The sequence below is a fragment of the Haloarcula sp. DT43 genome (genome assembly GCF_037078405.1).
Taxonomy (GTDB): domain Archaea; phylum Halobacteriota; class Halobacteria; order Halobacteriales; family Haloarculaceae; genus Haloarcula; species Haloarcula brevis.
The window spans coordinates 1152511-1165092 of the sequence record NZ_JAYMGZ010000001.1 but is presented as its reverse complement, the minus strand read 5'-3'; the positions used below and the strand labels follow the sequence as shown (position 1 = coordinate 1165092).

Annotated in this window: 17 protein-coding genes and 1 tRNA gene; 8 read left to right on the top strand and 10 right to left on the bottom strand. The window is 66.8% G+C overall.

Going from position 1 to position 12582, the window contains the following annotated elements:
* Window positions 1–30 precede the first annotated feature (30 nt).
* Entirely contained in the window at window positions 31–1053 is a 1023-nt protein-coding gene (locus VI123_RS06300) for a PstS family phosphate ABC transporter substrate-binding protein (protein ID WP_336337179.1), read from the bottom strand.
* Window positions 1054–1361: 308 nt separating this feature from the next.
* On the opposite strand from VI123_RS06300, the gene VI123_RS06295 reads away from it, so the two are divergent.
* Entirely contained in the window at window positions 1362–2360 is a 999-nt protein-coding gene (locus VI123_RS06295; protein WP_336337178.1) for a PhoU domain-containing protein, read from the top strand.
* A 49-nt stretch (window positions 2361–2409) separates the two neighbouring features.
* On the opposite strand, the gene VI123_RS06290 is transcribed toward VI123_RS06295, so the two are convergent.
* Window positions 2410–2781: a 30S ribosomal protein S8e gene (locus VI123_RS06290; RefSeq protein ID WP_336337177.1), complete on the bottom strand. Its 372-nt coding sequence runs from the start codon at window positions 2779–2781 to the stop codon at window positions 2410–2412.
* Between the two features lie 90 nt (window positions 2782–2871).
* Between VI123_RS06290 and VI123_RS06285 the strand changes: the two genes are divergently transcribed.
* Together VI123_RS06285 and VI123_RS06280 are read left to right on the top strand one after the other, a co-directional pair.
* Window positions 2872–3312 carry a DUF2240 family protein gene (locus VI123_RS06285; protein ID WP_336337176.1) on the top strand — a complete coding sequence of 147 codons (441 nt, stop codon included), beginning with the start codon at window positions 2872–2874 and terminating at the stop codon, window positions 3310–3312.
* Window positions 3312–3656 (top strand): hypothetical protein, encoded by a 345-nt coding sequence (locus tag VI123_RS06280; RefSeq protein WP_336337175.1) that lies wholly within the window; start codon window positions 3312–3314, stop codon window positions 3654–3656. Before VI123_RS06285 ends, VI123_RS06280 begins: the two co-directional genes overlap by 1 nt.
* A 24-nt stretch (window positions 3657–3680) precedes the next feature.
* On the opposite strand, the gene VI123_RS06275 is transcribed toward VI123_RS06280, so the two are convergent.
* Entirely contained in the window at window positions 3681–4163 is a 483-nt protein-coding gene (locus tag VI123_RS06275) for a hypothetical protein (protein WP_336337174.1), read from the bottom strand.
* 113 nt (window positions 4164–4276) lie between these two features.
* On the opposite strand from VI123_RS06275, the gene pyrF reads away from it, so the two are divergent.
* Entirely contained in the window at window positions 4277–5104 is an 828-nt protein-coding gene (pyrF, locus tag VI123_RS06270; protein WP_336337173.1) for an orotidine-5'-phosphate decarboxylase, read from the top strand.
* 1 nt (window position 5105) lies between these two features.
* On the opposite strand, the gene VI123_RS06265 is transcribed toward pyrF, so the two are convergent.
* On the bottom strand, window positions 5106–5306 hold the full coding sequence (locus VI123_RS06265; RefSeq protein WP_336337172.1) for a hypothetical protein: 201 nt from the start codon (window positions 5304–5306) through the stop codon (window positions 5106–5108).
* 80 nt (window positions 5307–5386) lie between these two features.
* On the opposite strand from VI123_RS06265, the gene VI123_RS06260 reads away from it, so the two are divergent.
* Window positions 5387–5575: a hypothetical protein gene (locus VI123_RS06260; RefSeq protein ID WP_336337171.1), complete on the top strand. Its 189-nt coding sequence runs from the start codon at window positions 5387–5389 to the stop codon at window positions 5573–5575.
* On the opposite strand, the gene trpG is transcribed toward VI123_RS06260, so the two are convergent.
* Genes trpG through trpD form a run of 4 tightly spaced genes read right to left on the bottom strand, consistent with a single transcriptional unit; the run spans window position 5572 to window position 9429 of the window.
* Entirely contained in the window at window positions 5572–6195 is a 624-nt protein-coding gene (trpG, locus tag VI123_RS06255) for an anthranilate synthase component II (RefSeq protein WP_336337170.1), read from the bottom strand. The genes VI123_RS06260 and trpG overlap by 4 nt on opposite strands.
* On the bottom strand, window positions 6192–7796 hold the full coding sequence (trpE, locus tag VI123_RS06250; RefSeq protein ID WP_336337169.1) for an anthranilate synthase component I: 1605 nt from the start codon (window positions 7794–7796) through the stop codon (window positions 6192–6194). The genes trpG and trpE overlap by 4 nt, the downstream gene beginning before the upstream one ends.
* A complete protein-coding gene (locus VI123_RS06245) occupies window positions 7793–8437 on the bottom strand; it encodes a phosphoribosylanthranilate isomerase (RefSeq protein ID WP_336337168.1) in 645 nt (214 codons plus the stop codon). The genes trpE and VI123_RS06245 overlap by 4 nt, the downstream gene beginning before the upstream one ends.
* Window positions 8434–9429, bottom strand: coding sequence for an anthranilate phosphoribosyltransferase (gene trpD, locus VI123_RS06240; protein ID WP_336337167.1), 996 nt, complete (start codon window positions 9427–9429; stop codon window positions 8434–8436). Before trpD ends, VI123_RS06245 begins: the two co-directional genes overlap by 4 nt.
* 178 nt (window positions 9430–9607) lie before the next feature.
* On the opposite strand from trpD, the gene VI123_RS06235 reads away from it, so the two are divergent.
* Together VI123_RS06235 and VI123_RS06230 are read left to right on the top strand one after the other, a co-directional pair.
* Window positions 9608–9682: transfer RNA gene (locus VI123_RS06235), tRNA-Val, on the top strand.
* Between the two features lie 286 nt (window positions 9683–9968).
* The gene (locus tag VI123_RS06230) at window positions 9969–10322 is read left to right on the top strand and encodes a hypothetical protein (protein WP_336337166.1); all 354 of its coding nucleotides are present in this window, start codon (window positions 9969–9971) and stop codon (window positions 10320–10322) included.
* Between the two features lie 12 nt (window positions 10323–10334).
* Here VI123_RS06230 and VI123_RS06225 read toward each other — a convergent pair whose 3' ends face one another.
* Both VI123_RS06225 and VI123_RS06220 read right to left on the bottom strand, forming a co-directional pair.
* Window positions 10335–10826, bottom strand: a complete 492-nt coding sequence (locus VI123_RS06225; RefSeq protein ID WP_336337165.1) for an HTH domain-containing protein — start codon at window positions 10824–10826, stop codon at window positions 10335–10337.
* A 175-nt stretch (window positions 10827–11001) separates the two neighbouring features.
* Window positions 11002–11322 (bottom strand): lycopene cyclase domain-containing protein, encoded by a 321-nt coding sequence (locus VI123_RS06220; RefSeq protein WP_336337164.1) that lies wholly within the window; start codon window positions 11320–11322, stop codon window positions 11002–11004.
* Between the two features lie 108 nt (window positions 11323–11430).
* Here VI123_RS06220 and VI123_RS06215 point away from each other — a divergent pair, with 108 nt between their 5' ends.
* Entirely contained in the window at window positions 11431–12573 is a 1143-nt protein-coding gene (locus VI123_RS06215; protein ID WP_336337163.1) for a CBS domain-containing protein, read from the top strand.
* Window positions 12574–12582 lie beyond the last annotated feature (9 nt).

Sequence of the window (12582 nt, the reverse complement as noted above, 5' to 3'; positions counted from 1 at the left end):
TAGTTCTCTATTGTCTATATATCCGGCTCGTTACTGGACTTCGTCGATGACGCTGTTGAGGGCGTCGAGTTCTTCCTGCATGCCCTCTTCGGTCCGTGGGACGTAGCCGATTTCCTCGGAGACGAGTTCGGTGTTGGCGCTCTGTTCGACGAAGAACCGTGCGAACTCGGCGATGTGCTCCTCGGCGAGCGCGCTCTTCCGTGGATACGTAAAGAGCGGGCGCGAGAGAGGCTGGTAGTCGCCGGCCTTCGCCGTCTCCAGCGAGGGCTCGACGCAGCCGTCGCCGTTGTCGATACTGAGCGCCTTGACCGCGTCCGTGTTGCTCTGGTAGTAGGCGAAGCCGAAGTAGCCGATACCGTACTGGTCCTGCTGGACGCCCTGCAGGATGAGATTGTCCTGTTCGGTGGCCTCGTAGTTGCTGGTGTGGTCCGCCTCCTCGCCGAGAATCGCCTCGTTGAAGTAGTCGAACGTCCCGGAGGTGTCGGCGGCACCGAACCGGTTGATGGGTTCGTCGGGCCACTCCGAATTCACGTCGGCCCAGGTCGACGCACCGTCTGCGCGCCACATCTGCCGGAGTTGCTCGGGGGTCACGCAGTCGACCCAGTCGTTCTCGGTGTTGACGATGACGGTTACCGCGTCCGTGGCGACGTTGATTTCGTGGTACTCGACACCGTTGTCGGCACAGAGCTGTTCCTCCTCGCTGGATATCGGCCGGGACGCGTTGTTGAACTCGGAGTTCCCGACACAGAAGTGGTTGCTGAAGCCGCCACCGGACCCGGTCGAGGAAAGGCTGATGTCGACCTGGCTGTGTTGCTTCTGGAACTCGTTCGCGACGGCCGTCGCGAGGGGGAACACCGTGCTACTCCCTGTGATAGTGATTTCACCGGACAGCTGACTGCTACCGCTGCCGTCGGTACTCCCACCGCTGTTGTCGGCGCCACCGCCGCTGCCGCCGGACTGCTCCGTACAGCCGGCCAGCGCCAGTGCCCCAATCGCACCCGTGCTTGTCAGAAAGCGACGACGCGAGAAACCACCGGTCGGTGAATCTGTCATCACCCGAGGGAAGATGAAGAGCGAATAAGTACCCTACTATTAGCACTATATCTGGGTATTAGCACTATATATTGCTATATACCCCGGCGGAGACTCCGGGTCGCGTGGCCAGACCGCCACAACGGACGTTTCGGAGCGACAGGCGGCCGGTTCGAACAGGGACGACCGCCCGTGACTCCGGTAGCCGTTCGCACCCACGTCACGGTTCCCCGTGAGCTACGTTGACATTGCCATTCGGGCCGTAGTCTCGCGTCGTAGTATATAGTTACGCCACGTTTTATACACTATCGGCTCTCAGTAGTAGTACTATGGAGACACGCAAAGTACAGCTGACGGGTGGTTCCACGTACACCGTCTCGCTACCGAAGGAGTGGGCGACGGAGAACGACGTCGCCAGCGGCAGTATCGTCGAGTTTTACGCCGAAGACGACCTGCTGCTGGTTTCGCCACAGCGCGACGACGACCACGTCGAGGGAACGCTGGACGTGACTGGGCTCGAAAACAGGCACGAGCTCACGCGGGCCGTGATGACGATGTACGTCAGCGGCTTCGACATCATCCGGCTGGAAGCCTCACGCATCACCGCCGAACAGCGCCGCATCGTCCGCGACGCGACGCAGGGGCTGGTCGGCCTGGAGATGATAGAGGAGACCGCGGACCGAGTGGTCCTGCAGGACCTGCTCGACTCCTCGGAGCTGTCCGTGCTCAACGCGATTACGCGCATGCGGCTGGTCTCCCTGACGATGCTCTCCGACGCCGTCGAGGCGCTCATCCAGGACGACGACGACCTCGCGGCCGACGTGATGCAGCGCGACGACGACGTGGACCGCCTCTGGTACATGGTCTCGCGCGTGTTCCGGACCGTCCTCCGGAACCCGACGGCGGCCGACGAAATCGGCTTCCCCCGCGAAACCGTCTTCGACTACCAGTCCAGCGCCCGGCAGCTGGAACGTATCGCCGACCACGCGACCAAAATCGCCGGTCTCTCGCAGGAAATCGGCGAGATAACCGGCGAGACCGCCGACCTCCTCGACCAGCTGGAAGCCGAAGCCACCGCCGTCCCCGAGACCGCCATGGACGCCCTGGTCGCCGACGACAGCGACGAGGCCGTCGAGCTTGCGAACGCGGCCCGGAGCCGCATCCCCGATGTCGATGAGACCGCCCGCGAAGTCGACGGGAAGGTCAGGGAACTGGACCCACAGAGCGCCCAACTGCTCGGTCGCGTCGTCGACTCCCTGTCCCGGACCGCCGACTACGGCGGCAACATCGCCGAGAGCGCGCTCCAGAAGGCCGCACCGCGGCCGTAGCCGTCGCTCCGTGTCCGGAATCGTCGGCAGAAACTGAGCGGGTACCGGGTTACTCGACCAGCACGGCGTTGACCTGGCCGTGCTGTCCGGGGCGGGAGGTCACGCGGGCCTGTCCCTCGGACGTGTCGATGATTGCGCCCTTCGTGATGATGTTCCGCCGGGCGTAGTTCGGGTTCGAGGGGTTCTCGACGACGTTCTCGATGGTCGCCTCGACGGTCTCCGCGCCGTCGGCGATGCTGGCCACGTCGGTCTTGACCGCACGGACCTTCTGGGTGTTGCCGCGGGAGTCGACGGTCTTGAGGCGCTGTTCGCCGACCTGGGTCTCGGTCGTCTCCTTGCCGAGTTCGTGTTTCTTCTTCTTGTGGTTCGGTCGTCGGCGTCCGCCTGTCCGCTTGCGAGGGGAGCGTCCCTGGTCTTTCATACGGGAAGGAAGACCCAGCGGCTACTTGAACCGTTCGATGCCGACTCGCCATCGAAATCGTTACCCCCGCGCCGACCGGTTGCTCCGACGATGAGTCTGAAGACGGCCGTCGCCGCGCCGTTCCGCCAGCGCGGAACCGACCGGATGGCGGAAAGCGAGTTCGTCGTCGCGCTCTCGCTCGACTGGAACTGGTTCTCGCCCGACCAGGCCAAGTCGCTTGTCGACGTGGCCGCGAGCGAGGGGCTCCTCAAACGGGACGACGACGACCTCGTCGTCGCCTTCGACGCCACGCACACCGAGATTCCGGACGGGTTCACACCGGGCGAGGAAATCCTCCAGTCGCGGTCGACGTTCGAGCGGGTGCTCGATGCCGTCGTCGAGGCCGGGACCGAGAAACAGACCGCCGTCGCCGGCATCAACGCCCTCCAGTCCGAAGTCGGCGTCACGCTGGAGGCCGCGGCCGTCGTGTACGCGCGCAGTCAGGGAGTCGACGTCGGCGACGTCGCTACCGACGTACGGGAGGAACTCTGATGGTCGAGGACAGAATCACCGACGGCCGGCGAATCGGACAGCTACTGGCCTCGGAGCTGACCGGCCTCCAGCGCGGGCCGCTCGCCGAGGTGGCCGTCGTCGACGCGGACAGGGACGTGGAGCCGACGCCGGACGGGGCCTTCGCCTACCGTGTGACGGCCGCCGACGCCGAGGTGGCCGTCGTCGAGGTGACGCCGGAGACGGCCCGGCTGGTGCTCGAACGGGAACCCGCGACCGTGCCGGCACGGGACGACGTCACCGTCGACGGAACCACAGTGGTCGCACACAGCGGCGCGGCGGTGAAAGCCGTAGTCGACGTGCTGGCGCAGACGCTGTCGGAGTAGCGCGTGTCGCCCGGAAGACCGCGGTCAGTGACGGCTCGGCTCGGCAATCGCCGCGGAGGTCCACGCGACGAAGCCGGTGAGAACGAGCACGGCACCGACCACCGCCATCGTGGCCGCGACGGCGAGCACCAGCGTCGGGAGACCGAGCGGCGTGCCGGCGGCGATGATAATCGGTGTCGCGGTGATACAGAGCGAGCCCAGCGCGACGGCCCGCCGCTGTGTCGTCGTCAGTTCGATGCCGAGGTGGAACAGCGACCCGGACTCCGGGTCCGGGGCGGCGAGGCCGAGACACAGCAGCGGCACCCCGATGAACACCAGCGTCGCGGCGACAGCGTACGACCAGAACAGCCACTGCCCGGACGCGGGCGCGAGCGACAGTAGCGCACCGACACCGACGAGTCCGACGCCGCCGGCGAGCCCGAACTGCCGGAGCCGCGGGTCCTCCAGGACCTCGCTCAGGTCCGGGAGCGTCTCGGCCACGTGGCCGATGTCCATGAAACGGTCCATGAGCGGGCTTCTACCCGCGGTGTGAAATAGACCCGGGCGGGAATATCAAATCTGATTCTCGCGGACGCCGCGAGAGGGAAACGCTTGTGTCGCTGCCAGCCGCCGCGGTATCTATGCACTTCTTCGACCGTCTCGCGGACCGCATCGCGGCCGCAGACAGCGTGGTGTCGGTCGGCCTCGACCCGGACCCCGACCGCCTCCCCGACAGCGTGGCGGACGCCGACCTGCCGCGCTGGCAGTTCAACCGCCGCATCATCGACGCGACCCACGAACACGCCGCCTGCTACAAGCCCAACGCCGCCTTCTACGAGGACCCCGACGGCTGGCGCTCGCTGCGGGAGACCATCGCCTACGCCCACGGGAAGGACGTCCCCGTACTGCTCGACGCCAAGCGGGGCGACATCGGCAACACCGCGCGCCAGTACGCCCGGCTACTCGACGACGAGGCAGGCCCCGCCGCCGACGCCGTCACCGTCAACCCCTTCCTGGGCCGCGACTCGCTGGAGCCGTTCCTCCAGCGCGCCGAGAAGGGCGTGTTCGTCCTCGGGCGCACCTCGAACCCAGGCGGCGAAGACCTCCAGGACCTCGAACTGGCCTCCGGCGAGAAACTGTACGAGCGCGTCGTCCACCTCGCGGACCTCTGGAATCAGAACGGGAACGTCGGCCTGGTCGTCGGCGCGACCAACCCCGACGAACTCGAAGCCATCCGCGAACTGGTTCCCGACATCCCCTTCCTCGTCCCCGGCGTCGGCGCGCAGGGCGGCGACGCCGAGGCCGCCGTCGAGCACGGTCTCGCCGACGGCGTCGGCCTCGTCAACTCCTCGCGGGGCATCATCTTCGCCGGCGAGGACGCCGACGCCCGGGGCGACGGCGACGCGTTCTTCAAGGCCGCCGGCCAGTCCGCGAAACAGCTCAAACAGCGACTGAACCAGTTCCGGTAGCTCAGAAGCGGTACGTGTCCACGCCGTCGGGCATGTCCTCCGACGGGACGCGGCCGCTCGGCCGGCCGACCTCCGCGCCGCACTCGACGCACATCCCGGTGTCCTCGTCCCAGTGGCGGTCACAGACGAGCCGGCCGCACCTGTCACAGGTGTGGTCCACGTCGGGGCGCTCACAGAGTTCGCACAGTCCGGCGACGCTCATGCCAGAGTGTAGCACAGCTGGCCGTTTGAATCTTTGGCGCGGCCACGAAGTATTTCCCCGTGGGGAGTCCTATCGCTACTATGCTGTCACTCCTCCAGGTCGGGGCACTTCCCTCGCCGCCGGCGATACTGGTCGGTCTGCTGGCCATCGCCGTCGTACTGCTCGTCGGCCGGTTCGTGATGAAAGTCGCGTGGCGGCTCGTCATCCTCGCCATCGTCGCCGTCGCCGTCCTCTGGCTACTCGGCCTGCTGGGCTTCCAGATTATCTAGAGCCCCGCGAGGAAGTTCCGGATGACGTCGTGGCCAACCGCGGTCAGGACCGACTCCGGGTGGAACTGGACGGCCTCGATGGGGTGCTCGCGGTGGCGCACGCCCATGACCAGTTCCGTGCCGTCCTCCGTTTCCGTCGTCGCGCTGACGAGGAACTCCTCGGGAACGTCCTCGGCGACCAGCGAGTGGTAGCGCCCGCCCTGGAACCCCTGTTCCAGCCCCGCGAAGACGCCCTCCCCGTCGTGGTCGATAGGGAAGGCCTTGCCGTGGATGGGCTCCGGTGCGCGGCCGATGGTGCCGCCGTAGGCGTACACCGCCGATTCGAGGCCCAGACAGACGCCCAGCGTCGGCACGTCGGGGCTGACCTCCCGGAGCACGTCGAGCGTGACGCCGACGTCGCGCTCGTTCTTCGGGTGGCCCGGTCCCGGCGAGAGGACGATTGCGTCGGGCTCGAACGCCCGCACGTCGTCGAGCGACGCCGTGTTGCGGACGACTTCGGTCTCGGCGTGCTCGGAGACGTACTCCACGAGATTGTACGTAAAGGAGTCGAAGTTGTCGACGAACAGGACCCGCAGATCGTCCCTGACCGCGTCCTCGCCGGCCGGCTGTGACGCGCTCATCGGGTCACCTCCTCGGGCGTGTCGTCAGTCGCGTCACCCGGCGCCCCTTCGATTTCTTCCAGGGCCGTCAGTACGCCGTCCATCTTCTGCTCGGTCTCGACGTACTCGCTCTCGGGGTCCGAATCCGCGACGATGCCGGCCCCGGCCTGGACGGTGATGCGGTCCCGGTCGCCCTCGTCCTCGACCGTCGCCGACCGGATGACGATGGCGAAGTCGGTGTCGCCGCCCCAGTCGAAGTAGCCGACGCCGCCGCCGTAGGGGCCACGTGGCGAGCGTTCGAGTTCGTCGATTATCTCCATGGCGCGGATCTTCGGCGCGCCCGAGAGCGTGCCCGCGGGGAACGTCGCGCGGGCGGCGTCGAAGGCGTCCCTCTCGGGCGAGAGTCGCCCCGTGACCGTCGACTCGATGTGCTGGACGTGGCTGTACTTGAGGACGTTCATGAACTCCTGGACGCGGACGCTGCCGGCCTCGGCGACCCGGCGCACGTCGTTGCGCGCGAGGTCCACCAGCATCGTGTGCTCGGCCCGCTCCTTGCCGTCGGCGAGCATCTCACCGGCGAGGCGGCGGTCCTCGACGGGGGAGTTCCCCCGCGGGCACGTGCCCGCGATGGGGTTCGAGACGACGCGGTCGCCGGCGACGGAGACCAGCGTCTCGGGGCTCGCACCGACGATGGTCAGGTCGTCGTAGCCAAGCAGGTACATGTACGGCGAGGGGTTCACCGCCCTGAGCGCCTCGTAGAAGCCCAGCGGGTCGACCTCGCCGTACAGTTCCCGCGTTCGGGAGATGACGCCCTGGTAGATGTCCCCCGAGAGGACGTACTCCTTAGCGCGCTCGACGGCGTCCTCGTACTCGTCCTGCGGACCGGCCGACTCGCGCTGGCGGCGGAAGCCGCCGGTCGAGAGCGGGTCGAGGTCCGAGAGGACAGCTTCGACGCGCTCGGCTTCGGCGACCAGCTCGTCGTAGCGCTCGCCCGCGTCCTCGTCCTGTCTCACGACGGGCGTGAACACCAGCGAGACGGTCTCCTCGACGTGGTCGAACCGGACCGTCGACGTGGTCAGGACGAACTGGGCGTCGGGGAACCGCGAGTCCGGGCGGTCCAGGCCCACCTCGTCGAGCCAGAGGTCGTAGACGGCGTCGTACGAGAGGAAGCCGACGAGGCCGCCGTCGAGATGCTGACGGTCCATCTCCGGGAAGTTCCGCAGCGCCACGTCCGGCATCGCGGCGCGGAGGTCGTCGACCACGTCGCCGCCGTCGGTCGTCACGAGGTCGGCGTAGCGGTCGTCGAACGCCTCGACCTCGCTGTCGTCGCCGGTCACGGTGACGACCGCCCGCGGGTCGTAGCCGACGAACGAGAAGCGGGCGTGCCGGTCGTCGGTCTCGGGCGCGAACGCGCCGTCGGGGTCGCTGGAGGCGACCTTCTCGGCGCTCTCAAGCAGGAACGTGTAGTCGCTGGCGGCCACGTCGCTCGTGCGGCCGGTCAGGGCCGCGTACGCGGTCAGCGGCTCCACGTCGACGTCCAGTTCCGCGGCCGCGCGGACGACGACCGGCCGGTCGGCCTCGGCGTGGTCGACGAACGCCTCGCGGGAGACGTCGAGAGTCATGCTGCACCCCCCGTCGCTCGCGTGGCGTTGCGGACGAACCGCTCGACGGCGTCGTGGTCCTTCCGACCGCCCGACTGCTCGACGCCGCTGGCCACGTCGACGGCGAACGGGTCGACCGTCTCGACGGCCGCCGCGACGTTCTCGGGGGTCAGCCCGCCGGCCAGCACGACGGGGGCGTCCAGCGAGGCGACGACCTCGCGCGTGCGCTCCCAGTCGTGAGTCTCGCCTGTGCCGCCGCCGCCGTCGGCGTCGACCGAGTCCACGAGCAGGGCGTCGGCGTGGGCGGCGTACTCCTCGATGTCCGGCGCGTCCGCCGCGACCACGGCGACGATTTGCTGGGAGATTCGGCTGTCGAGGGCCCCGAGTTCCGACGGCGAGAGCCCGTCGTGGACCTGCACGGCGTCGGGTTCGACGCCGTCGACGCGCCTGACGGCCTCCTGGACCGTCGTCGGCATCGTCACCAGCACGCTCGTCACGAACGGCGGGACGCCGCCGACGAGCGTCTCGGCCTGCTCCTCGTCGACCTCGCGAGGCGTGTCGACCGGGACGCCGTGGATGACGCCGACCGCGTCAGCGCCGGCCGCGACGACGGCGTCGCGGTCCGCGCCGTCCGTTACGCCACAGATTTTCACGCGCGTCATGCCCCGATGAGGTCGTCGAGTTTGTCGGCCGCCGCGCCCGATTCGATGGCCTGCCGGGCCTGTTCGACGCCCGCCTCGTGTGTGTCGGCGACGCCGGCGACGTAGATGGCCGCGCCGGCGTTGGCGAGGATGATGTCCCGCTTCGCGCCGGTGACCTCGCCCGAGACGATGCCGCGGAGGTCGGCCGCGTTCTCCGCGGGCTCACCGCCCGCGATGTCCTCGATGTCGTGGGTCTCCAGGCCCATGTCCTCCGGCGTGATGGTGTACTCCGCGATGCGGTCGCCGGTGACCTCCGCGACGGCCGTCTCGCCGTGGATGGCGATTTCGTCGAGGCCGTCGCCGTGGACGACCAGTGCCCGCTCGACGTCCAGGCGAGCAAGCGCCTCGGCCATCACCGGAACGAGGTCCGGGTCGTAGACGCCCAGCACTTGCGCGTCGGCGTCGGCGGGGTTCGTCAGCGGCCCGAGGATGTTGAAGACGGTCCGCATGCCCAGTTCCTGGCGCGGGCCGATGACGGCCTTCATCGCCGGGTGGAACACGGGCGCGAGCATGAAGCCGATACCCTCACGCTCGATTGTCTCCTCGACCTCCGGCGGTTCGGCCTCGATGTCGACGCCGACCTCTTCGAGCACGTCGGCGCTCCCCGACGAGGAGGAGACGGAGTAGTTGCCGTGTTTGGCAATCGGGACGCCGGCCCCGGCGGCCACGATGGCGCTCGTCGTCGAGACGTTGATGGTGTTGTAGTCGTCGCCGCCCGTCCCGCAGGTGTCGACCAGCCCCTCCCGTTCGGGTCGGATGGTCCGTGCGGCGTCGCGCATCCCCTCCGCGAAGCCGGCTATCTCGGCCTCGGTCTCCCCCTTGGCCCGCAGTGCGGCCAGAAGCGCACCGATTTGGGCCTCGGTCGCGTCCTCGAAGACCGTCGTCGCAACGGCCCGAGCCTCGTCCTGTGTCAGGTCCTCGCCGTCAGTAACGCGTTCGATGTACTCTTTCATTGTATTCACCAATGGACTCTTTCGTGTTGTAATGTACAAATCCGTACATTGACTTAAGCCTATCGGGACCCCCCGCCGTCGACGGAAATGTGTGGGCAATCAACAGACGACGTAGCGATACGGAATTCGAAACCTTCAATTACACCCACCGGGAACAATGAGGTGTACCTCGCAGTGAGGGTTCGTGGTCTAGGTCGGTTATGACACCTCCTTGACATGGAGGAGGCCGGCGGTTCAAATCCGCCCGAACCCACTTCTACCGTCGCTAATCGACGAGCGAAGCGAGTCGCAGTAGTCAAGGATTCGAACCCCGAGAGTCGCAGCGCCGAACGAAGTGAGGCAGTCGCCTCTCGTCGGTACACTGTCCGCCCGACCCCGCTGCTTCTGTTGCGACTGACTGAACTATCCGAGCGGGGACTCGAGGCCGCTTGTCCCCCGTCGAGGCAGTGGTTCCGACGGCGGGGGTCGTTTCGTCACGGCCGACGGCCCGACGGACGCGTCCAGTACTTTCTTGGCCTGACCGCGTTAGAGTCATCTGTATGAGAGATACGGTTCAGTCGGCGGACCCCTTCGAACAGTTCGTGTTGCTCGCGGTCGCGGAACTCGAAACCGCCGGCGAGACACCGGCCCACTCCTACCACGTGACACAGACGGCGAAGGCTCACCTCGCGGACATCGACCGCCAGCCGTTCGGCGGCGTCGAGCGCCAGGAGGTCATCGCGGCGCTGGGCCGACTCGCCGAGAAGGGGCTGTTGGTGAACGAACAGACGGAGTCGCCGACGGGGAAGGGGCGGCCGGGGTACGAACTGGCGGGGAACCCCGAGGAAGTACTCCAGGTGCTGTCGGAGATAGACCAGTTCAGACCCTACGTCGAGACGGTCCGGTCGTCGTAGCCGAGGCCCGCGTCAGACGACGCTCACGTCGCCGCGGTCCTGTTCGAGCGCGGACGGTTGGCCCGCTTCGAGGCGCTCGATGCGGTCCATAATCGTGTGGACGGTCTCGTCTCGCGTACAGGGAGCGACGTGGACGAGTTCGCTGCCGTCGTACTCGGCCAGCCCCATGACTGGCAACGTCATGGCGTCGTACGCCGACTGTGCCGCCTCCGAATCGACGGTGGTGTCTTGGTAAAAGGAGTCGAGCGAGACGTTGTTGGTCAGCGCCCACTGCTTGAACTCGGCGATGCGGTTCAGGATGTATTTGCCCTCCGCCGTGCGGGCGGCGGCCGACCGCGGCGCGATGTGTTTGCCCCAGACGATGACGCTGAACCCGTCGATGCGGTCGTTCTCGTCCAGCGTTTCGAGTCGCCCGATGACCTCTTCCTGGCGTTCGTGTGCGCCGTCGGGAAGCATCGACCGGACGTACAGCTCGATGTGAGGTGTCGGGGCGGAATCACTCATGGCTACCTGACAGCACTTTCGGCTGACACATATAGCTACTGTGAGAGATGTCTGCACAGGACAGATGCGGACCTCGTGGCCGGAGACGGACGAAATCGGGGGTTCCCTCCCAGACAGCGAACGGCCGGTTGTACCGCTGATACAGCGTCGGGTACCGGCTGAACCCGTGTCGGGCTCAGTCGTCGTGTGGTTCGCGTCTGCGTCCGTGCAGATTCTCGTGGATGCCCAGCACGAGCGCGGGTACCACGACGATGAAGATGTGTTCCTCGATGGGAATCCCGAGCAGGTCGACCCCGGTCCGGAGTTCGATGGCGAAGACGCCGACGGTCAGCGTGTACCAGTCCCAGACGTACGCAATCGGATAGAGAACGGCGATGGTCGTGGCTGCCGTCCGGAGGGCGTTCGCGCGCCAGAGCAACACGAGGGCAATCGACCCCCAGACCACCTCCGTGACCAGATAGGTGTAGGGGCCGAAGACACCGATGTCCGGCAGCATACACCGGCCTTAGAGCCAAGGGCCTAAAGCTTCGTCCGTCTCCCGGTTCCTGGGGACTTAACCAACCTTGATAACCCCACACGTCGAATCTACGAACTGTGAAGAACGATGGATATTGCTGATATCGCCACCAGAGAGTTTGTCGAGGTCGACGCCAACAAGCGCCTGGGGAAAGTCCGGTCTATCTTCGAACGCGAGAACCCCAAAGGCATCATCGTCACGGAAGACGGTGACTACGCTGGCGTTATCACGCAGAAACAGTTGGTCCAGTCCCACGTCGAGGACAACGCGAAAGCGGGGGCGATGACGCGCTCGGCGCCGAAGGTCGAGCGCACCGACGACGTGCGCGAGGTCGCGCGCGTCCTCGTCGAGGGTGGGGTCAAGCTCGCGCCGGTGTTCGAGGCGGGCGAGCTCTGGGGTATCGTCACGGAGGACGATATCCTCGCGGCTGTCCTCGACAACCTCGACGCGCTCAGCGTCGACGACATCTACACGCAGGACGTCATCACGGTCTCGGAAGACACCAACGTCGGGCAGGTCGTCAACCTCCTCCGGAAGCACGGCATCTCCCGGCTCCCGGTGTTAGACGACGGCGACGGCCTGTCCGGGATGGTCACGCGCCACGACATCGTCGACGTCGTCGTCCGGGACATGAACAAGACGACGCGGGGCGACCGCTCCGGCGAGATAGAGCGCGTGCTCGACATGCCAGTCTACGACGTGATGAGCAGCCCGGTCGAGACGGCGAAGCTCGGCGACTCCGTCGAGGACGCCGTCGCGCGGATGCTCGAGAACGACTTCGCCGGGCTCGTCGTCACGCCGGAATCCGACGACACCAACGTCGCCGGCATCCTCACGAAGACCGACGTGCTCCGTGCGCTGACCTACACCGAAGAGGAGCACATGGACGTCCAGATTACGAACATCAAACTGCTCGACACCATCTCCCGTGCGGACATCCGGGCGGACATCGAGACGGTGGCGGACAAGTACGGGGCGATGCAGGTCCAGCACGCCCACGTCCGGTTCCACGAGCACAAGGAGAAGCTCCGTGGCACGCCGCTCATCCAGTGTCAGATTCGGCTGCGGACCAACAAGGGTCAGGCGGCCGGCTCCGGTGAGGGCTACGGGGCCGAAACCGCGTTCAACGTCGCGCTCGACAAGCTCGAACGGAACGTCCTCGAACTGAAGGGCGTCCAGGCCGACGAGGAGTACCGCGGCCAGCTCCTCCGGAAACTCGGCGAACTGTAGCCAGCCAAT

Coding starts and splice junctions, on each gene's coding strand:
- VI123_RS06300 (WP_336337179.1), bottom strand. CDS start 1,053: ATGACAGATTCACCGACCGGTGGTTTCTCGCGTCGTCGCTTTCTGACA.
- VI123_RS06295 (WP_336337178.1), top strand. CDS start 1,362: ATGGAGACACGCAAAGTACAGCTGACGGGTGGTTCCACGTACACCGTC.
- VI123_RS06290 (WP_336337177.1), bottom strand. CDS start 2,781: ATGAAAGACCAGGGACGCTCCCCTCGCAAGCGGACAGGCGGACGCCGA.
- VI123_RS06285 (WP_336337176.1), top strand. CDS start 2,872: ATGAGTCTGAAGACGGCCGTCGCCGCGCCGTTCCGCCAGCGCGGAACC.
- VI123_RS06280 (WP_336337175.1), top strand. CDS start 3,312: ATGGTCGAGGACAGAATCACCGACGGCCGGCGAATCGGACAGCTACTG.
- VI123_RS06275 (WP_336337174.1), bottom strand. CDS start 4,163: ATGGACCGTTTCATGGACATCGGCCACGTGGCCGAGACGCTCCCGGAC.
- pyrF (WP_336337173.1), top strand. CDS start 4,277: ATGCACTTCTTCGACCGTCTCGCGGACCGCATCGCGGCCGCAGACAGC.
- VI123_RS06265 (WP_336337172.1), bottom strand. CDS start 5,306: ATGAGCGTCGCCGGACTGTGCGAACTCTGTGAGCGCCCCGACGTGGAC.
- VI123_RS06260 (WP_336337171.1), top strand. CDS start 5,387: ATGCTGTCACTCCTCCAGGTCGGGGCACTTCCCTCGCCGCCGGCGATA.
- trpG (WP_336337170.1), bottom strand. CDS start 6,195: ATGAGCGCGTCACAGCCGGCCGGCGAGGACGCGGTCAGGGACGATCTG.
- trpE (WP_336337169.1), bottom strand. CDS start 7,796: ATGACTCTCGACGTCTCCCGCGAGGCGTTCGTCGACCACGCCGAGGCC.
- VI123_RS06245 (WP_336337168.1), bottom strand. CDS start 8,437: ATGACGCGCGTGAAAATCTGTGGCGTAACGGACGGCGCGGACCGCGAC.
- trpD (WP_336337167.1), bottom strand. CDS start 9,429: ATGAAAGAGTACATCGAACGCGTTACTGACGGCGAGGACCTGACACAG.
- VI123_RS06230 (WP_336337166.1), top strand. CDS start 9,969: ATGAGAGATACGGTTCAGTCGGCGGACCCCTTCGAACAGTTCGTGTTG.
- VI123_RS06225 (WP_336337165.1), bottom strand. CDS start 10,826: ATGAGTGATTCCGCCCCGACACCTCACATCGAGCTGTACGTCCGGTCG.
- VI123_RS06220 (WP_336337164.1), bottom strand. CDS start 11,322: ATGCTGCCGGACATCGGTGTCTTCGGCCCCTACACCTATCTGGTCACG.
- VI123_RS06215 (WP_336337163.1), top strand. CDS start 11,431: ATGGATATTGCTGATATCGCCACCAGAGAGTTTGTCGAGGTCGACGCC.